This is a genomic window from Methylobacterium sp. J-030 (assembly GCF_022829545.1).
Classification (GTDB): domain Bacteria; phylum Pseudomonadota; class Alphaproteobacteria; order Rhizobiales; family Beijerinckiaceae; genus Methylobacterium.
Genome location: NZ_JAKSYM010000063.1, coordinates 22939 through 42643, shown reverse-complemented (window position 1 = coordinate 42643; position 19705 = coordinate 22939). Strand labels below are relative to the sequence as shown.

General features: G+C 61.0%; 17 protein-coding genes. 13 read left to right on the top strand and 4 right to left on the bottom strand.

The features are described 5' to 3' along the window. The first annotated feature begins 73 nt into the window (after nucleotides 1-73). The 10 genes from pdhA to MKK75_RS03400 all read left to right on the top strand — a co-directional run bounded on the left by pdhA (nucleotide 74) and on the right by MKK75_RS03400 (nucleotide 11832). Nucleotides 74-1141 (top strand): pyruvate dehydrogenase (acetyl-transferring) E1 component subunit alpha, encoded by a 1068-nt coding sequence (gene pdhA / locus MKK75_RS03445; protein ID WP_244041237.1) that lies wholly within the window; start codon nucleotides 74-76, stop codon nucleotides 1139-1141. A 54-nt stretch (nucleotides 1142-1195) separates the two neighbouring features. Then, on the top strand, nucleotides 1196-2641 hold the full coding sequence (locus MKK75_RS03440; RefSeq protein ID WP_244041236.1) for a pyruvate dehydrogenase complex E1 component subunit beta: 1446 nt from the start codon (nucleotides 1196-1198) through the stop codon (nucleotides 2639-2641). A 58-nt stretch (nucleotides 2642-2699) separates the two neighbouring features. Further along, nucleotides 2700-2987, top strand: coding sequence for a DUF5076 domain-containing protein (locus MKK75_RS03435; RefSeq protein WP_244041235.1), 288 nt, complete (start codon nucleotides 2700-2702; stop codon nucleotides 2985-2987). A gap of 9 nt (nucleotides 2988-2996) precedes the next feature. Further along, nucleotides 2997-3596 carry a Uma2 family endonuclease gene (locus MKK75_RS03430; protein ID WP_244041234.1) on the top strand — a complete coding sequence of 200 codons (600 nt, stop codon included), beginning with the start codon at nucleotides 2997-2999 and terminating at the stop codon, nucleotides 3594-3596. A 4-nt stretch (nucleotides 3597-3600) separates the two neighbouring features. Next, entirely contained in the window at nucleotides 3601-5034 is a 1434-nt protein-coding gene (locus tag MKK75_RS03425) for a pyruvate dehydrogenase complex dihydrolipoamide acetyltransferase (RefSeq protein WP_244041233.1), read from the top strand. 45 nt (nucleotides 5035-5079) lie between these two features. Further along, a complete protein-coding gene (locus MKK75_RS03420) occupies nucleotides 5080-5328 on the top strand; it encodes a hypothetical protein (RefSeq protein WP_244041232.1) in 249 nt (82 codons plus the stop codon). Between the two features lie 55 nt (nucleotides 5329-5383). Continuing rightward, nucleotides 5384-6823, top strand: coding sequence for a dihydrolipoyl dehydrogenase (gene lpdA / locus MKK75_RS03415; RefSeq protein WP_244041231.1), 1440 nt, complete (start codon nucleotides 5384-5386; stop codon nucleotides 6821-6823). 1705 nt (nucleotides 6824-8528) lie between these two features. After that, a complete protein-coding gene (locus tag MKK75_RS03410) occupies nucleotides 8529-8996 on the top strand; it encodes a hypothetical protein (protein WP_244041230.1) in 468 nt (155 codons plus the stop codon). 998 nt (nucleotides 8997-9994) lie between these two features. Next, nucleotides 9995-11386, top strand: a complete 1392-nt coding sequence (locus MKK75_RS03405) for a hypothetical protein (protein WP_244041229.1) — start codon at nucleotides 9995-9997, stop codon at nucleotides 11384-11386. After that, entirely contained in the window at nucleotides 11383-11832 is a 450-nt protein-coding gene (locus tag MKK75_RS03400; RefSeq protein ID WP_244041228.1) for a hypothetical protein, read from the top strand. Before MKK75_RS03405 ends, MKK75_RS03400 begins: the two co-directional genes overlap by 4 nt. A 744-nt stretch (nucleotides 11833-12576) precedes the next feature. Here MKK75_RS03400 and MKK75_RS03395 read toward each other — a convergent pair. Next, a complete protein-coding gene (locus MKK75_RS03395) occupies nucleotides 12577-13533 on the bottom strand; it encodes a DUF5655 domain-containing protein (protein WP_244041227.1) in 957 nt (318 codons plus the stop codon). A 105-nt stretch (nucleotides 13534-13638) separates the two neighbouring features. Beyond that, the gene (locus MKK75_RS03390) at nucleotides 13639-14394 is read right to left on the bottom strand and encodes a hypothetical protein (RefSeq protein WP_244041226.1); all 756 of its coding nucleotides are present in this window, start codon (nucleotides 14392-14394) and stop codon (nucleotides 13639-13641) included. Between the two features lie 284 nt (nucleotides 14395-14678). Here MKK75_RS03390 and MKK75_RS03385 point away from each other — a divergent pair, with 284 nt between their 5' ends. The 3 genes from MKK75_RS03385 to MKK75_RS03375 all read left to right on the top strand — a co-directional run bounded on the left by MKK75_RS03385 (nucleotide 14679) and on the right by MKK75_RS03375 (nucleotide 16582). Continuing rightward, nucleotides 14679-15233, top strand: coding sequence for a recombinase family protein (locus MKK75_RS03385; RefSeq protein WP_244041225.1), 555 nt, complete (start codon nucleotides 14679-14681; stop codon nucleotides 15231-15233). A 54-nt stretch (nucleotides 15234-15287) separates the two neighbouring features. Then, a complete protein-coding gene (locus MKK75_RS03380; protein ID WP_244041224.1) occupies nucleotides 15288-15443 on the top strand; it encodes a hypothetical protein in 156 nt (51 codons plus the stop codon). Between the two features lie 743 nt (nucleotides 15444-16186). Then, nucleotides 16187-16582: a MarR family winged helix-turn-helix transcriptional regulator gene (locus MKK75_RS03375; RefSeq protein WP_244041223.1), complete on the top strand. Its 396-nt coding sequence runs from the start codon at nucleotides 16187-16189 to the stop codon at nucleotides 16580-16582. A gap of 101 nt (nucleotides 16583-16683) precedes the next feature. On the opposite strand, the gene MKK75_RS03370 is transcribed toward MKK75_RS03375, so the two are convergent. Beyond that, nucleotides 16684-17892 carry a hypothetical protein gene (locus MKK75_RS03370; RefSeq protein WP_244041222.1) on the bottom strand — a complete coding sequence of 403 codons (1209 nt, stop codon included), beginning with the start codon at nucleotides 17890-17892 and terminating at the stop codon, nucleotides 16684-16686. Nucleotides 17893-18265: 373 nt separating this feature from the next. Beyond that, nucleotides 18266-19258 carry a site-specific integrase gene (locus MKK75_RS03365; RefSeq protein WP_244041221.1) on the bottom strand — a complete coding sequence of 331 codons (993 nt, stop codon included), beginning with the start codon at nucleotides 19256-19258 and terminating at the stop codon, nucleotides 18266-18268. Nucleotides 19259-19705 lie beyond the last annotated feature (447 nt).

The window sequence follows — 19705 nt, the reverse complement described above, 5'->3', positions numbered from 1 at the left end:
GGCAGCCCTCGCTTTCCCATCGGCGCTGTCCTACACCCCCACCACGTCGCGTGGAATCACGGGGAGAGCGCCGATGGACGCCGCCAAAGAGCCTGCAAAGGAGGCTTCGTCTTCGCAGCCCGCGAACCCTCAAGTCGCCGAGGCGCACAAGCCGGCACCCAACATGCCGCAGTTCAGCCGCGACGAAGATCTCCACGCCTATCACGAGATGCTGCTGATCCGGCGCTTCGAGGAGAAGGCCGGCCAGCTCTACGGCATGGGCCTGATCGGCGGCTTCTGCCACCTCTATATCGGCCAGGAGGCCGTGGTGATCGGCATGCAGATGGCCTCGGTCGACGGCGACCAGGTCATCACCGGCTATCGCGACCACGGCCACATGCTGGCCTGCGGCATGGACCCGAAGGGCGTGATGGCCGAGCTGACCGGGCGCCGCGGCGGCTACAGCCGCGGCAAGGGCGGCTCGATGCACATGTTCAGCCGCGAGAAGCAGTTCTTCGGCGGCCACGGCATCGTCGGCGCGCAGGTCTCGCTCGGTACGGGTCTCGCCTTCGCCGACCATTACCGGGAGAACGGCAAGGTCAGCCTGACCTACATGGGCGACGGCGCCGCCAACCAGGGCCAGGTCTACGAGAGCTTCAACATGGCGGCCCTCTGGAAGCTGCCAGTCGTCTACGTGATCGAGAACAATCGCTACGCCATGGGCACCTCGGTGGCCCGGGCCTCGGCGCAGACCGACTTCTCGAAGCGCGGCCTCTCCTTCGGCATCCCGGGCGAGCAGGTCGACGGCATGGACGTGCGCACCGTCCGCGAGGCGGCCACCCGGGCGATCGAGCACGCCCGCACCGGCCAGGGCCCCTACATCCTGGAGATGCAGACCTACCGCTATCGCGGCCATTCCATGTCCGACCCGGCCAAGTACCGGACCAAGGACGAGGTCTCGAAGATGCGCGACGAGCACGACCCGATCGAGATGGTGCGCAAGCGCCTGCTCGAACTGCATGGGGTGCCCGAGGCCGATCTGAAGGCGACGGATGCCAAGGTCCGTGAAGTCGTCAACGCCTCGGCCGAGTTCGCCACCAACGATCCCGAGCCCGATCCCTCGGAACTCTGGACCGATATCCTGTTGGATGCGCACGCCTAGCGCGATCCTGAAACCCTGGCCGCCCCGACCGAAAAGACGACCGCAGAGCTGAGCATGGCGACCGACATCCTGATGCCCGCCCTCTCGCCCACCATGGAGGAGGGCAAGCTCGCCAAGTGGCTGAAGAAGGAGGGCGATCCGATCAAGTCCGGCGACGTGCTGGCCGAGATCGAGACCGACAAGGCCACCATGGAGGTGGAGGCGATCGACGAGGGCGTGCTCGCCAAGATCCTGATCGCGGAGGGCACCGAGGGCGTCGCGGTCAACACGCCGATCGCCGTCATCGCGGGCGAGGGCGAGGATCCGGCGAGCGTCCAGTCATCCGGCGGCGGCGCCAAGCCCAACGGCGCGGGCGGCCATCCGGCCCCGGCGCCCGACATGCAGGCCGAGGGCATGGCCGACAGGCCGGCTGCCACGGCCAAGACCGGCGACGACGCCCCGAAGGCGCCGGCGGCCCCGGCCGTCATCACCAACAAGGCCGACGAGCCGGTGATGGAGGAGTTCCCGGCCGGCACGCCGATGGTCACCCAGACCGTCCGCGAGGCCCTGCGCGACGCCATGGCGGAGGAGATGCGCCGCGACGGCGACGTCTTCGTCATGGGCGAGGAAGTCGCCGAGTATCAGGGCGCCTACAAGGTCACCCAGAACCTGCTGCAGGAATTCGGCGCCAAGCGCGTGGTCGACACCCCGATCACCGAGCACGGCTTTGCCGGCATCGGCGTCGGGGCAGCTTTGTCCGGCCTGAAGCCGATCGTCGAGTTCATGACCTTCAACTTCGCCATGCAGGCGATCGATCACATCATCAACTCCGCGGCCAAGACGCTCTACATGTCGGGCGGCCAGCTCGGCTGCCCGATCGTGTTCCGCGGCCCCAACGGCGCGGCCGCCCGGGTCGGTGCCCAGCATAGCCACGACTATTCCGCGTGGTACTCCAACGTGCCGGGCCTCAAGGTGATCGCCCCTTACACGGCCTCCGACGCCAAGGGCCTGCTCAAGGCCGCGATCCGCGACCCGAACCCGGTGATCTTCCTCGAGAACGAGATCCTGTACGGGCAGTCCTTCCCGGTGCCGAAGCTCGACGACTTCGTGCTGCCGATCGGCAAGGCCAAGATCCACCGCACCGGCAGCGACGTGACCATCGTGTCCTTCGCGATCGGCATGACCTACGCCCTCAAGGCCGCGCAGGCTTTGGCCGAGCAGGGCATCGAGGCCGAGGTGATCGACCTGCGCACGATCCGCCCGATGGACAGCGCCACGGTGGTGGAATCGGTCAAGAAGACCGGCCGCTGCATCACCGTGGAGGAGGGTTTCCCGCAATCCGGCATCGGTGCCGAGATCGTGGCCCGCCTGATGGTCGACGCGTTCGACTACCTGGACGCCCCGGTCCTGCGCATCACCGGCAAGGACGTGCCGATGCCCTACGCGGCCAACCTCGAGAAGCTGGCGCTGCCCAACGTGGCGGAGGTCGTCGAGGCCGCCAAGAGCGTCTGCTACAAGTGACCGGCGCGCGGGCGCCGGTCGCCCGCCCCGGCGAGGATCGAGGAACAGCCGGCGCGCCATGAGCCAAGATTCCAGCAACGAATTTGCCGAACTCGCCATCCCGCCCGACGCCCTGGACCAGGGCGGCATCGAGGTTCTGCGCGCCGCCGTGGTCGACGGCGCGGTGAGCGTGGCGCTGCGCCGCTCGTTCGACGATCCCGCGACCTGGGGCCGGCTGCTGGCCGACCTCGCCCGGCAGGCCGCCCGCGCCTACGCGCTGGAGACCGACATGTCGGAGGAGGAGGCGGTCGAGCGCATCCGGGCCGGGTGGGAGGCCGAGGGGCTCGACCCCGGCGGCCTCAACTAGCGATGGCACATGCCCATGGCTGAGGCGGCTGTCCGGCAGGCGACCTACGCGGATCTGGAGGCGGTCCCGGGGCATCGCGTCGCCGAGATCATCGACGGGGTGCTGGAGACGCATCCGCGGCCGAGGCCCCGGCACGGCATCGCCGCGGCGCGCCTGTCGGGCGAGCTGGATCGGCCGTTCGCACGCGGCCGCGGCGGCCCCGGCGGATGGGTCTTCATCATCGAGCCGGAACTTCACCTCGGATCCCAGGTGGTCGTGCCCGATCTTGCGGGCTGGCGCCGCGAGCGGATGCCGACCGAACCCGAGGATGCCTTCATCGAGACGCCTCCGGATTGGATCTGCGAGATTCTCTCGCCGTCAACGACTCGCCTCGGTCGCGGGCCGAAGCGCCGGATCTACGCCGGGTCCGGCGTCGGCCATCTCTGGCTGCTCGATCCGACGTCGGGCGTGCTGGAAGGCTTCGCTCTCACGGATGGGCGCTGGGTGCTCCTCGCCACGATCCAGCGCGGCGAGACCGTGGCGCTCGCGCCCTTCGACGCCGTGCCGTTCCCCCTCGACGACCTCTTCCCCTTCGACGATCCGGCCGCCCCGGCCCAGCCCGAGACCTGATGCCATGCCGATCAACGTGCTGATGCCCGCGCTCTCGCCCACCATGGAGAAGGGCAACCTCGCCAAGTGGCTGAAGAAGGAGGGCGACGCGATCAAGTCCGGCGACGTGCTGGCCGAGATCGAGACCGACAAGGCCACCATGGAGGTGGAGGCGATCGACGAGGGCGTGCTCGCCAAGATCCTCGTGCCCGAGGGCACCGCGGACGTGCCGGTCAACGACCTGATCGCCATCATCGCGGGCGAGGGCGAGGACGTGTCGGCGGCTGCGGCCGGCGGGGCGCCGAAGGCGGGCTCCAACGGCGCGGCCAAGCCCGAGTCCAAGGCGGAACTCAAGGTGGACGCCTCGGCGGCCGACCAGAACACCACCCCCGGCGGCGGCCACATGTCGTACGAGCGGGTGAACGCCGCGCCGGAAGGCGCGCAACCGAGCGGGGCGCCGCAGGCCGGTGCCCAGGCCGGTTCGGGCGGCCGGGTCTTCGCCTCGCCGCTCGCCCGGCGGATCGCCAAGCAGGAGGGCGTGGACCTCGGCGCCGTCCAGGGCAGCGGGCCGCACGGCCGCATCATCGCCCGCGACGTCCAGGCCGCGAAGGCCTCCGGCGCCACCAAGGCCCCCGCCGCCGCGCAGCCCGCCGCCGAGGCACCGAAGGCGGCAGCCCCCGCCCCGAAAGCCGCCCCCGCGGGCGGGGCGCCGGCCGGGCTCACGACCGATCAGGTCAAGGGCTTCTTCGCCAAGGATTCCTACGAGGAGGTGCCGCTCGACGGCATGCGCAAGACCATCGCCAAGCGCCTCACCGAGGCGATGCAGGTGGCGCCGCACTTCTATCTCACGGTGGATTGCGAGCTCGACGCCCTGATGAAGCTGCGCGAGACGCTGAACGGCTCCGCGGCCAAGGACAAGGACGGCAAGCCCGCCTTCAAGCTCTCGGTGAACGACTTCGTCATCAAGGCGATGGGCCTCGCGCTGACCCGCGTCCCGGCCGCCAACGCGGTCTGGGCCGAGGACCGGATCCTGCGGTTCAAGAACGCCGAGGTCGGCGTCGCGGTGGCGATCGACGGCGGGCTGTTCACCCCGGTGATCCGCCGGGCGAACGAGAAGACGCTCTCGACCATCTCCAACGAGATGAAGGATTTTGCGGCGCGCGCCCGCGCCAAGAAGTTGAAGCCCGAGGAGTACCAAGGCGGCGTCACCTCGGTGTCGAACCTCGGCATGTTCGGCATCAAGCACTTCACCGCGGTGATCAACCCGCCGCAATCGAGCATCCTGGCGGTGGGCGCGGGCGAGAAGCGCGTGGTCGTGAAGGATGGGGCCCCGGCGGTGGTCCAAGTGATGACCGCGACCCTGTCGTGCGACCACCGGGTGCTCGACGGGGCGCTCGGCGCGGAGCTGGTCTCAGCCTTCAAGGGGCTGATCGAGAACCCGATGGGCATGCTGGTGTGAGGGGCGACTCTGCTATGATCGCCTGAGCGATCAAAGCAGAGTCGCGTGTCCGAAGTCACCGATCCGGTTCTGCTCGCCTTTCAACGGATGCAGAGCGACATCGCCGAGGTGAAGCGCGATGTCGCAGCGATCAAGACAACCCTGACGGGTCATACCGAGAAGCTCGAAGAACTGGAGATCTACGTCGCCTACGAGACCGGCCTCGGCACGCAGGCGAAGGCGGATCTCCAGGCGATCAAGAAGACGATCAAGGCCATGGAGCAGCGGCTGAACGCGCTGAAGACCTCGTCCTGATCGCCGCGTCAACGACGGTGCGGTCGCGCGCCCCACAGCGGAGAGCTGAGACACGATGTCCGACACCTACGACGTCCTCATCATCGGCGCCGGGCCCGGCGGCTACGTCACGGCGATCCGGGCGGCGCAGCTCGGCTTCAAGACCGCCGTGGTCGACCGCGAGCATCTTGGTGGCATCTGCCTGAACTGGGGCTGCATCCCCACCAAGGCCCTGCTCCGCTCGGCCGAAATCTACCACTACTTCCAGCACGCCGGCGATTACGGTCTGACGGTGGAAAAAGTCGGGTTCGACACCGCCGCGATCGTGAAGCGCTCCCGGGGCGTCTCGGGCCGGCTCAACGGCGGCGTCGGCATGCTGCTCAAGAAGAACAAGGTCGACGTGATCTGGGGCGAGGCGGCGGTCGACAGCGTCGCGAAGGGCAACCAGCCCGGCCAGGTCACCGTGAAGGCGACCCAGCGCGCCGAAGCCCCGAAGGGCGCCAAGGGCGCCGGCACCTACGGCGCCAAGCACATCATCGTGGCGACCGGCGCGCGCCCCCGGGCGATCCCCGGGATCGAGCCCGACAAGAAGCTGATCTGGACCTACTACGAGGCCATGGTCCCCGAGACGATGCCCAAGAGCCTGCTGGTGATGGGCTCGGGCGCGATCGGGATCGAGTTCGCCTCGTTCTACCGCACCATGGGCGCCGAGGTGACCGTGGTGGAGCTGCTGCCGCAGATCCTGCCCGTGGAGGATGCCGAGATCGCCGGCCTCGCCCGCAAGCGCTTTGAGAAGCAGGGGATCAAGATCCTCACCGGCGCCAAGGTCACGAAGGTCGAGAAGGGCGCGGATTCGGTCACGGCGACGATCGAGGGCGGCGACGGCAAGTCACAGACTATCACGGCCAAGAAGCTGATCTCGGCGGTGGGCGTTGTCGGCAACATCGAGGGCATCGGCCTCGAAAAGCTCGGGGTAACGATCGAGCGCGGGATCGTGGTGACGGACGGGCTCGGCCGCACCAACGTGCCCGGACTCTACGCGATCGGCGACGTCGCCGGCCCGCCGATGCTCGCCCACAAGGCCGAGCACGAGGGCGTCCTCTGCATCGAGACCATTAAGGGCCTGCACACCCACCCGATGGACAAGGCCAAGATCCCGGGCTGCACCTATTGCCAGCCGCAGATCGCCAGCGTCGGGCTGACCGAGGCCAAGGCCAAGGAGCAGGGGTTTGCCGTGAAGGTCGGCCGCTTCCCGTTCGCGGGCAACGGCAAGGCGATCGCGCTCGGCGAGCCGGACGGGCTGATCAAGACCGTGTTCGACGCCAAGACCGGCCAGCTGCTGGGCGCCCACATGGTCGGCGCCGAGGTGACCGAGCTGATCCAGGGCTACGTGGTGGCGATGAACCTGGAGAGCACCGAGGAGGAGCTGATGCACACGGTGTTCCCGCACCCGACGCTCAGCGAGATGTTGCACGAGAGCGTGTTGGATGCGTATGGGAAGGTGATCCATACGTAGGGCCTGAAACGGACCGAAAGCTCCTTCAAAACAAGCTGTTAGCTAGAGGAGCCTAGGTGACTATCGGGCCCTGGGTCAAGCCTAGGGTCAGCCAAAGGAGGGCCGGGTGCCGGCTCTCACTGTGCCCAGATTGTGCCAGCGAGCATCCTAACCGGAACACGCACAGTGGCTTCAGTGGTCCATCAGAGCGCTATGATGTGCCATGCCGCTGTTTGAGCCTGACGACTTCCCACCGACACTCAGGGACCGCCTACAGGCCGCTGGGGCTGGTGTCTTCCTGTTGGGTATCGGCTCGCTGATGCTGTGGTCCGCCCCGACCTACGCAGATTCCTCCTGGACACCATCATCCCACAGGCTCCGCTACCTGCTGGATTGGCCCCCATTCTGGCGTGGGGCGCAGATGGCAATCCTAGGGTCTTGGTTCGCAGGCTTCTCCCTGGTTGCCTTCTGGAAGGCTCTGAGACCCTTCACGCCGCGTTGCATATCAACAAAGCCGCGTAGCAATCACAGGGGCTGATTCGAGCGGTCTATCTTTCTGAGCCGAGCAGACAAGGCTCCTGATTTCAAGGGAGACGTGATGACTAGACTTCATTGCTGGATCGTGGTGGGTGGCAAGGCTGTCCGTAAGGGCTCACTTGTTCGGGCATTAACCGGAGTCGGGAATGGGCGGGATGCACGTATTGAGCTAGCCAACGGGCAATGGCTTGAACTGAATTTAGCAGTTGTCAGCTCAGTCAACGAGGGTCATACACCGCCGACGCCTCAGTACTGGGTTCAACAGCAGCTGACGCGGTTCACTAAAGGTAGGGCAAATTTGCTAATTACATTAAGGCTCACGGTCGCCCCAGGATTCAACGCCGTCGATTACATCGATGAACTTGACAAGAATGGCGCGGTCATAGAATCAATTCTAACGCTTGGGGAACCAGTGCCGACCTGGGTTTCTACCTACGGCGCCCCATTTGCTGCCATCGCAAATTCACAATGGACGCCAACAGCCCATACTGCTCGACAAGTTCGTGGGTTTTGGGGCTGGAGTTGATCGGGTAAAGACGCAAAGCACTACCTAACCGTCACCCTACACGTACCCTTCAGCATCTCGCCAGATAATTCTGACATAGCCGTGCTGGTATTTTGGGTGACCAGCAGCTTGCCTGACCGTGGGTAGATCGAGTGGACCCACGTGGCGTCATCAAGCACGCTTACGAGGCTCCAACGGCCCGTGAGTATCCGCTTCACATAAGCCTTCTCGGTCACCACGTGCGCGCCAGAAGATTTGGAGCCCTGGAGGATCAGCAATCCCTCCGACGTGTCGTCGTCCCCCGTATAGGACCACGAGACATCTGTAAGACGGCCTGTGCCCAATGCCAGATTGCCCTTCTCATCATCTTACCTGATGCCCCCAATGTCTCGGCATACAGCAGTCAACTTCTCGGCTGACACTGAGGCGCTAGCGAATACATTAAAGGCGATGTGGGCTGAGGCGGTACGCTTAGCTTGACAGTGAGCGGGACCGGGGGATGGCCGCTAGCTGGTCAGTTACCGCAACCTCAATCATATTCAGTCCATGAACCCTGACAATCCCAAGCCGTCCAGCGAAGTCATTACGCCCTATCGGATACCCCGACGTATTAGGGCCGCCATAGGCGAGATAATTATGGTTGGGGCTGAAATAGACCACTTGATCAGTATGAGCCTATTCAAGATGGCTCAAGTCCATCCCCGCATTGGTTTCGTGTTACTGAAGCGCGCTCCAATAAGTCAAAAGCTAGAGACCCTGGGTTATCTGGTAGAAGAAGAGTCCGACGAAAAACGATTGCAGGCTTGGGACGCGTTGGCGCCAGAAATTCGGCAGTTCTCCGAAAACCGCAATGTCCTCAGTCACGGCATATATCGGGGTCGATTGATAGCCAATGACAGCCTAAGCTTCGGCATGCCTCAGTCTCATGTAGCAACAGACGGTAAGCACCCTTACTATTACGAGAATAAGTCAATCTCAGAGTCCGCGATCATCATCACCTCAGCTAAAGGTCTTGAGATATGCGAGAGGCTGAAGGAAGCATTCTCAGTGCTGCCGTTTCATGAGGCCTACCGGGATCTACACCAAGCTAGGCGACCTATGTCCCAGAAAGCCCAGCGGAAGCAGTTGGGCGGACAGAATAAGTCACGCTAGGACTCCCCAGGACGCCCCCAAGCCCCCCCTCGCCCTAGAGACCACTCACGGCCGTCCCGGGGCTTCCTAGAGCACTCCAGGGGCATCCCACGGCCCATACCCAAGGCTCCTCCCGCGCTAGGTGATTCCCTGAGTGTCCTCAGCGCCTTGGTGCGGTTTGGTGGCCGAATAACCGACCCTTTAGAGAACAGACGGGCCGCATATGGTCCCGCTAAGTAGCCTGGTTACGTTGGTTGCTCAGGAGCTTGGACCCACTTGAGTGCCACAACGGAGACCCTTTAGAGAACACGGGTGCCACACGAAGCCTCTACGAATAGCAGGGCTCACAAGAACGCTCAGAGGCTTGGACCCACTTAAGGCCTGGATAAACGGCCCCTTAGAGAACCTGGCGACCACCGTGTTTCGGGGAAGTGGTCCGTGATGGGCAAGGTTCCTGATAGTGTTCTGTGGGTTAGGCCTTGTTAGGGTTCACAACGGTGGCCCTCTAGAGAACACAGGGCCTCCGAGGTGGCTTCCGATGGCGCTCCGGGTCGGATCCGAAGGCTCGTAGCATGAACTGTTGGTCCGATAGTTATCCGTTTCGTGGTTCACTCTTGGGCACCAGAGACGTGAGTCTGTTTGTGTGCTAAAATTCCCAAACATGCGACCCTTCCGGACATGTCGATTTCATAGGCAAGGTTCCTGATATAGTTCAGAGGGTTAGGTCGATTTAAGGGCCGAATAATGCCCCCTCCAGAGAAAACGGGCTCAAATCAGCCACCCGCTGGGCGCCTCCTGAAGCCATCCCGCAGTGGACCTGGAGCCCCTTCGTTCTCTCGCTAGCTCCGCATCGATCAAAAAGACCACGCCACGTCTGCCCCTGGGAGCCGCTGTGCTCCTGGGGTTTTTCCTTATGCCATTTACTAATGGTAGTCCTGGGGTCCACCTACAGGCCCAGGTCACTGAGAGAGATGATCGTTATAGATACACACATGAGAGGATACTCATGAGGATCAGGGATGAACCATGATACTGAGAATGACGATGATGATAGAAACACCAAGGAGAAGGAGCCTTGGATCCATCAGTACCGTCTGTCGAGACCGGGGCCTCTGGGCTCTGTGCTAGATGTGGTGATTGAAGAGGTAACGTTCATCGAACAGAGAGCTAGGAAGCGTAGGACAAAGGACGCTGAGACCTTCCACCTCGTTACCGATGTTTTGGTGTCCAATCTCGCCTACAGCCTCCTCAGACACCCCGCGGGCAAGCCGCTGGTCATCTGCCGGGACAATGGGGGCCGTAGGGCCTACGACAATCCCGCGATCCCCCGAGCTACCTTTGTACAGACTGTGGACCTCCTGGAGGCCGCAGGCTTCCTCACTCAGGCCATCGGAGCGAGGGGCAAGGGCCTCACCACCATTCAGGCTACCAGCCGTTTAGCAGCCCTGGTGTCCGGCCTGGGCGTGGACCTGGGATGCTTCAGGATCGATAGGCGCAATCCGCTTGTCATGCTCAGACGGAAGGTGGTTCACGGTCCCGGCCAGGAGCCCACCAGGAGGGACATCGAGTTCCAGGACACCCCGGAGACCGAACGCGTCCGATTGGAGATGTCTCGTCTAAACAGCTTCCTAGCCACTGCGGATCTTGGGTTCATCCCGGATGGCCTTGGCTTGGTGGACACCATCAATGACCGCACCCTCAGTCGCCGCTTCGTGGTCCTGAACGATCAAGCGGCACGCTTCGATCAAGTCGGCCGTCTCAGTGGGGGCTTCTGGACGAACTTGGAGAAAGACCGCAGGGGCGGCCTTCGCATCCAAGGCGAACCCATCGCGGACCTCGACTTTGAGGCGATGCACCCCCGGCTCGCCTACCTGATGCTAGGCCAGGATTGGCCTCCCGGTGATCCCTACGACCTAACCGGCCTCCTGAGCGGCTACGACCACGCAAACAAGGAGCACCGGGGGGCCGTGAAGAAAGGCCTTTCGTCTCTCCTGAATGGCGGGAGAGCAGGCCGGAAGTACGGTAGGCCGCTAGAGGGGCTTCCCAATGGGGCGACCCCCGCAAGCCTCCGCGCCGCACTGAAGGCCAAGCATCCCACATTGGTGTCCATCATTGATCCCCCGGTGCCACTCGAAGTCCCAATGGGCTACCGATTGATGAAGCTAGAAAGTGACATCCTCCTTGAGGCCCTAGACCACCTCATGTCCTTGGGCATCGTAGCCCTCCCCAGTCATGATGGTGTGTTCACCGCTCAGAGCAACGCCAAAATCGCCCAGGAAGCCCTACAGGCCGCTTCCAAGTTCATTCTGGATGTGAGCCTGCCCGTGAAGGCTAAACCCGTTCCTGGGCCGCGCCAGGCCATTCTACCGCCTACCTACAATCAACCCTTTCACCAATACGCATGCCCATGACCGAAATCACCACCAATAAGAAGCCGAAGCGCGCTAGGGCCAAGTCCCGTATCTCGCTCAAGGAGTTCATCCCCAACTACCGAGACTTTCAGAGAGAGGTAGCCCGGCTTGAAGAGATGCTTGGACCTCAATCTAATCTCGATGTTGCCGCGAACCTTCCCGCTGGGATGACCCGTGAATGGGCCGTTGATGCCCGGGAGATAGTGAAGGCAAACGCTGATCTGGATTTCAGGCCGCTCAAGCCCGGCACAGAGTTCCCTTCAGGCGTCTACGCTGACCGTGCCAAGTTAGCTATGCTTCGGATCAGGCACAGTCCGTTCAATGACAGGCTCAAAATGCTTGCTATCCGTCAGATGCTTGACGGGGACGAAATGAAATACAAGGCCACACAAAGGCGCCTCAGGGCTGATAAGCGGGCTGCCAAGGCTGAAGCCTCTCAGAACTAAACCACGACACAGACAACCCAACAGAACGTGAGGCCATCTCTGGCTTCGCGGCGATAACCTATGGAAGCTAGCAATTGCCCGCAACACCACATGACCCAAACACACCATACACCTTGCAGCAGCGGTCGCGAAGCTACGAAGCGTAGGCCTTGAATCCTCCTTGGACACGCTGGGAGTCGGACGGAGGCCTTCCGAGACGACCAACTTACCGCCGTCACAGCCGCAGCAGCCTACTCCTCCCGTGTGGCTCCCCGGTAATCTGGATTTCGCTGGGCGCGACCCTTGGCACCCGCAGTTCGCTGGGCTCCCCGGCCAGCCTACAGGAGAGGACCGTTTGATTACCCTCCACAACGGAGCCGGGACACCATCCAATGAGATGACCCTGGGTTCGGATGGCCTCCATGGGCCAAACCCGATGACCGCTGCTCTCAGACAGCGGCGAGAGGCCGGTGAGGATGCCACCCGACAGGCTCAGTCTGAGGAGACCGACGCCATGGTTGATGAGTTCTCACGGTCCAAGACTCGAAAGGATGCCGCTCAGGACCAAGAGTGGGCCGCACGCTCCGCTCAGTCCGCCGCGAACTTTGAGGCCGACATGCAGGCCCGTGGTGCCCAGCGGACCACACCAAGGCGTGGAGGCTTCTCGCGGATTGGAAGGAGCGCCCGTGGCCGCGCTGGGTCCTAAGGTTAGCCTTAAGATCGCAGCGACACAGGCGAGGAGCCAAAGGCAGAACCACTGCTCGCTCAAGACGCCTCATAGCTTCTCACGAACAGGGGCTGAGCCCTCGCGAAATCCTCCATCGACCTCATGGTCACTTCGAGATTGCCGGTTCCGAAATGGCCCACCTTGGTGACATCACGTGTGAAGCCATCTTCGAGCGCAACCGTTGCGGGGTCTACCTTGAGAAACGCGATGACAACCTTCGTTTGCGGGTACACCTCCAAGCAGGCAAAGTTCTTGATGCGCTTGAACGCTATGTAATAGCTTAGCTCCTTGACCTGAACGTCATCGCCCAGGGCCATCAGGTAGTCCTTGATCGCACCGAAGATGTCTTGAAGGGCGATGCTCGACTGACTGAGGCGGTACGCGATGCGACTTGATTTGTATTTGTTTTCGAGTGCGGCACCGTCAGACACAACAGAGGGCAATACGACGCCTTCCGCAGCGACAGCCTGGTTCGCGTTGGAGGGCTTGGCCTGCTTGGGAGCATGAACAAGCTCAATCATCAGCAGGTCGGAACCAAAGCGGCGGTAGCGAAGAAGCTCTATGTTCCGAGCAATCTGCTTGACCGCATGAGCATCATACCGTGTGAAATCACCAGCGATGCATAACAGTCGTGGAGCAGACCACTCGACAGCCTTCGCCGCCTCATGGCCCAATTTCTCCATTGCGAGCCACTGGAATTCCTTGCGGTGGTCCAGTAGCCAATCAAGGTAGAAGAGCCCTTGGTTGACGACATTCTCGTTCACTGACCGCTTGTACTCAATGATGACCGGCGTACCATCTTCATCGAGGCCCAATGTGTCAATCCGACCGCCATGGGCCGGACCTGTCGAGTACTCACTTGCTAGGAGGCGTACACCTAGTAGGGTCTCCAGATTACCCTCAAAGAGCTTCTGGAGTGACTTCTCGACCTGGACGGCTTCTCCCTTGAGTTCACTGACAACCTCGCCAAAGCGGAATAACTTGATGTCGCTCATTGAGGGTACCTAGCGGCATGGAGGGGGAGAGGCCTTCATATAGATCACGAAATGATTGGATAAATTATCAGCACATGCTGACATTTTCCTTGCAAACGTATCCAGTCAGGTTTTTGGCATGTAATTTTTTAGGTCCAATGCTCCAGATGAGAGCCACCTATGATTCGTCACCGGGAGAATTACATCGCCACCCGAGTTAATGGCCGAGACCTGCATTCGGATATAGACGTATTCCTCGTCATTCGGGATATAAATTTTTGCCAGATCTAGGTGCTGTATATACTTGTCATTGAAATCGAGTGCCCTTGAAACAGCATCCTGCAACGCTTTTACCATATTGTCTAGATCGCGATCTCTCTTGGTTGGATCGAGAACAAATGTAACTGCCACGCACCTTGGAGATGACTTCGGGATATCAACGGTACGTGTGGCAAACCAGTCGGCAATAGCCGCCTGAAACGCCTTGAAGACTTCTCCCGTGACCGCTTGTCGCGAGACTGGTGTAATGCGGATAGGAATGAAATGTATTTGGCCATCAGGTGAGGCACACAAGCGACAGTGCCGCTGAGCTAGAAGTGAAGCCTTGGTGCTGTAAGTAGAAAATAGAAAATTATGAAGTGAAGGCCATTTCCTCAGTCGGAGATTTGGGTCGCCATTGATCTCTTGCCAAATAAGCCATTTAGCAAACTGATCCTCATCTTTCGAGGAACCCGTATGGTCGGCCTGCTGCTCAAATTGGCTTTTTAGCCATTCGGCGATCAAACCCGCTTTGGGGAACTCAGTCCGCAAGGACGCCTGAAGCTCCCCTGGAAGATCATTCACGGATAGGCCTCGCCAGCCACTAACGTTCTCGCTGCTCACATTTGTCCTCCAGTTATACTACATACATGCGTGTAGTCAGCGGTTTGGTCCACATATCCCAAATTGCGCACCCTGTGGCTACGTCTCGCTGTTACGGCCACGCGCCTCACCCTCGATTGGATTCGAAACGCTCTGAAACTCATCGTTCCAATAGGGCAAGCTCCAGCGGAACGTTCCGGTCCACCCCTGGCATCGTTCCACAAGAATGGGTTTGACAAACGGAACGGCTCCGCTCACTATGTCAAGGACTTCAACGGAACGATCCTGGTCCTGGAGCCCTCTCGATGCTCATTGGTTACGCCCGTACCTCTACCTTGGAGCAGGAAGCCGGTCTCGACGCCCAGGTAAGGGACCTGAAGGCTCTTGGGTGTGAGCGCATACACTCGGAGCAGGTGTCCTCTGTAGGTCAGCGCAAGGAGCTTGAGGCCGCGCTGGACTTCGTGAGGGCCGGGGACACGTTGGTAGTGACGAAGCTCGACAGGCTCGCACGCTCAGTGACCCACATGGGCGACATCATCAACAAACTGGAGGCCAAGGGCGTGGCTCTCCGCATCGTCAACCTGGGAGTGGACACCTCGACACCCACGGGAAAGCTGATGCTCAACGTCCTGGGTGGTGTGGCTCAGTTTGAGCGTGAAATGATGCTGGAGCGTCAGAGAGAGGGGATCGCCAAGGCCAAGGCTGAGGGCGCCTACAAGGGCCGCAAGCCCACCGCACGGGCCAAGGCTGAGGACATCAAGGCTATGGCTGCCCAGGGTCTCAGCATGGGTGTAATCGCCACGAAGCTCGGGATCGGCAAGGCCTCAGTCCACCGTGTGCTCAACCCAAAGGAAGCCTGAGGGTGCTTCCCGCAGCCACCCACCCATCACGCGAAGCACGGCTGGAGTTGTGTCATGGTTTGGTTCTTCGGGTTGGCAATCGCCGCGGTCCTCATGTCCCTCAGTGAGAAGGCCTGGGGAAACCCTTTGACTGTCTTCGGCTTGGTACCGCTTGGCTTCTGCATCGCGATGCTGGGCAGCGTCTTCCTGAAGGCAGCAGGCCTGAACTGACGGGCAACCAATGTCCCCGAAGTCAGCCCCGGATTGCCCAGGGCCTTCAGTGTTCCTGGTGTGCCCGTGGTCACCGCTGGTCTCGCCTGTCCGCTGGGGACGCTGACGGCCGGGGCGGTTCGGGCGCGGTGTGAACCTTGGGTCCTCTCCGTAGAGTCTCCTTTCGCACACCTGATATGGGAAGCGCCCCCAGGCCCCCACTTTCAAGTTCCGGCTAAAGCCTCTCGTTGTTGTTCGTCCTTGCCGTGCAATGCTCCCCATGGTTGCGACCGATGTAATGGGACATCTAACGCGTGAACAACACATACCAATTGATATCCGAATGTTTTGCGCATGATTACATACGCCCAACAGACAGAACACACTTGCTAAATACTCGCGAGCATGAGATAGGCGAAGCGTGACCGCAAGGGACACACGACGGTCTAGGGCTGAGAAGATGCTTCACTCTCTCCACTACGACATCGTGTTCTATCCTCCAGGGCATCGGAGGCACCCAGATGCATCCAGCAAGAGCTTCGTGTTCGCCGCACTGACCACCAAAGGCCTTGAGCATCTGAAAGCTTCGCCATACGGCGAGTGGTCCACCGGACACCTGATAGTCACAAACGAAGCCGATGCGTCAGACTTGATGGATTATGCAACAGACCTTCCGGTCTACGCTTACGAGTAGACCCCAAGGCCCTCTCGCGGGCCATTTTTCGCAGCAGACGCAACGCGATCCAGATCCTACAGGAGGCCGCATGGGTGGCGAGATCATCGGAAACCACGGACTGCCTTTGAAGTCCCTGAGGCGCATCAAGGACGTGATAGGAGCCTTCAGGAGCCTGGAGCCGAACCTCCCGGCCTCCTACATCGATGCCTTCTTGGCTGTAGCCTTGAGGCCCGGCCTGGGCCCTACCGACTACGCCTCAATACTCGGAACGATACAGCCGGTTGCCTCAAGGACCCTGATGGAAATTGGGAAATCTGCAAGGATCCGCGCGACCTCTTTGCATTTGGTTGAATCCCGGCCTCATCCCGAGAACCGTAGACAGATCATGTACCACCTGACGCCCAAGGGTTACGCCTTGGCCTACCGTGTTGGGATGATGCTGCAAGGACGGCAGACGCCATGGGAGAAGCAAGGAACTGAATGAGTTGGCCACTCAAAAGGGGCAGGACTGGGCTTCGAAACCCTATGAGCCGCCCGAGGCTACCCCATCCGCAAGCCTCGTTGACGTCGTTAGACCAGATAGGACTAATTGGCCACTGCTCCAGAGAAGGAGGGGAAGTACGTGGACAGAGGCGTCTCGACTTCGTAACCTTCTTCAAGCGCACGTCGGATGTGACTCGCGACATCTGATCGATAGGCCTCAATTTTCGGAACGAAGGTGTAGATGTCGGTGTCGTCAATTACAATCGTCCGCATCTGGCCGACATCAAAGGGTATTCTATCGCGGGTACGTATCAGCTGAACAATAGGCTTCCTGATGGCGTGTCGGAAAGCAAGTTCGTAGAACACGTTTGGATTATGAAACGACAGGTCGGCAACAACCAGTCTGGCTCTCATGATGTACTCGATGATCTGGCGGGTAATCATGCCAGGTTCAGTCATCGCATCGGCTCGCACCACCTTTAAGCCAAACTGCGCAAGAGCAGGCTCTATGATGCTGCCCATCATCAGATCGGAATGCCTGCGTTCAGGCGAGCCAACTTCGCCGATGGGGGTGATGTAGAAACAGGCGTTGTCCAAACCACCATCTACATCGCGAGCCCGTGCAGGCTGCGGCGCGGATTGCTCAACGATGGCGGATGCGAACCCAGGCGGAACCACTGGGCTGGCCCGTTCTAAGGCCACATGCTCCAAGGCCAGCTCAAGACTAACGATACGATCTGCGCCTGACAGAGTTTGCAACAGACCTGCATAACGAAGGTTAAGGACAAACGTGTCTACGCCCTCCTCAATGAAATCTTGAGGTACCTGCTGCGCTCTCAAGGCATCTATGAGTACTCCTCGACCCGGTAGCCTATTACCCTGAAACTGGGTGTAAAGCTGAGAGAAAATCTCAATCTGTGTGATCCCAAGCTCAGCCTTGGCAACAATTTTGTCACTCGCCGTGCCTGTCTCTGAAAGGATGCGCTTGGCTGCTTCCGTCAATTCGATGGGATCAGCCGCAAAACTACCCTTCAACAAGCCGTACTTGTTGGCATTCGTAAGCAGATCCCGGCTAACACTACTCTCAGGAGACTTGCTGAGATGATCGAAAAACGTCAGCTTTCTAACAGGCTGGCCCGCACTGAACTGATAGATTTGACGAGCAAACTCAACAGACTCCTCGAAAGGCCCTCCGGGGAATGGCCTGACTACTCGTCTGCGTCGTGCGCGTTGACCTGTGCTAGGGCTCGCAACCGATTCAACTTCAACGCCTGACGCCTCAGCGCCATCGTCCGGTCGTCCATCGGTCATTGGGCTGCTGTCCCTGTTCTGTTCTCAACGTAAGGCGCTCATGTCTCCACGGCAATCTTTGGCCCACCTCTCTCCACAAGTAGTCAACCGCCTCGGCGTCGCGGCAAAGTTGTACGAGGTTTAAGCAATTTGCGTTGCATCCGGTGGGGGCGAAGTCTGGCTTACTAAAGCTACGGTTCGCCGCTACTGAGGCCCATCCCAGATTGGCCTAAGATACTGAAATCATTGCCTCAGATGGCTAGGTCAGAAATTGGACCCCTTCCGCCAGAAATCTTGCAAGTCTGCGTGACTTCCAGCAGATTTCCGTGGTGCCCTAAGATTTTGGCGAGACCCAAGGCACCAGGCCGCCCGATACGGCTCGTCAGCGCCGCGTCTAAGGAAGCTTCATCACAACAGCCTCGGGCTTCAGGTGTGTGTACCTCATGAGCATCCGGGTATCGCGATGCCCACTGATGAGAGCCACCTCTGGAATGCTCAGGCCCATTTCGAAGAACCGCGTCACAGCCTCATGCCTTAGGTCGTGGTACCGGAAGTTTGGTAGGACCACGCGTCCCATGATGCGCCTCCAGGCCATCTTCACGGCATCCTCCGTGGTGGGGAACACAAGCTCTTGACCGGTAGGGGTCTCAGGCCTTCGAACCGTTAGGATGCTCAAAGCTCTGGAGGTCAGCGGGATGGTCCTGGCATGACCGTTCTTGGTCTGTGGGATGTGGAGGGTACGCTTCAGCTCATCGAGGTCACCCCAGCGAACCTTCAGCACCTCTCCGCGCCTCATGGCTGTCTCCAGGCCGAACTCCACCATGTGGAGGACGTGAGGGTTCCTGGACCGCTGGCAGGCGGCTTGTAGCTTCTCCCACTCTCCAGGCTCCAGGCGCCGAGACCGGGCGTTGAACACCTTGGGCTTCTTGACCAGTGTGAATGGATTCTCGGCAATCGGATAACCCCAGGTGTGCCGTGCGACCTCCAAGGCATGTCGGTAGATGGCAAGCTCCCGGTTCACACTGCCAGGCTTGATGACCTTGAGGCGCGTGTCTCGGTGGTGGGCCACCTTGGCGACCGTGAGGGCACTGAGAGGCGTCTTGGACAGTGGGTGTCTCAGGAGCACCCGAATCGCCATGGTCTCTCGGAAGGCCCCTCGCTTGGTCGGTGACACCTCATCCCGGTAGCGGACCAGGAGGTCACCTACAGTCAGATCATCGAGGATCCTGCGGTTGGCCGGGATCCCCCTCCGGTCGGCCTCAGTTTCAATGTGTCGCGCCCAGGCCTGCGCATCGGCCTTCGTAAGGAATGACCGGGTGAGGGCAGGGGAGCCCTTACGCCGCACCTGAACATGCCATCTGTCGTTCCGCTTCCTGAAGCTCGCCATGGTCTCGGTCTCACTGTGCCCAGATTGTGCCAGCGAGTTCCGAAGGTGTCTGAGGGTCAGCTTCAGGTCAGATGGAGTGGACCAAGCCCAGGTCGGCTATGTGCCTGACACCGCTCACGAATGGAGACGTGGCGATGAACCTGGAGAGCACCGAGGAGGAGCTGATGCACACGGTGTTCCCGCACCCGACGCTCAGCGAGATGATGCACGAGAGCGTACTCGATGCGTACGGGAAGGTGATCCACACCTGAGATCCGGCCCGAACCGAAGGCTCCGGGACGACACACCGTCGACCGGAGGCGGAGTCACGGCCTGCGCGCGATGAGGCCCCAAAGCGTGCGGGCGCCTGAATGCAATGCAGCGCCCGGCGGCATCCGCTGGCGCCAGCCGCGTCGCCTCCTGCGGCTCGCGCCGCTTCCGGGCGCGGCCGCGACTGTCCACGAATCG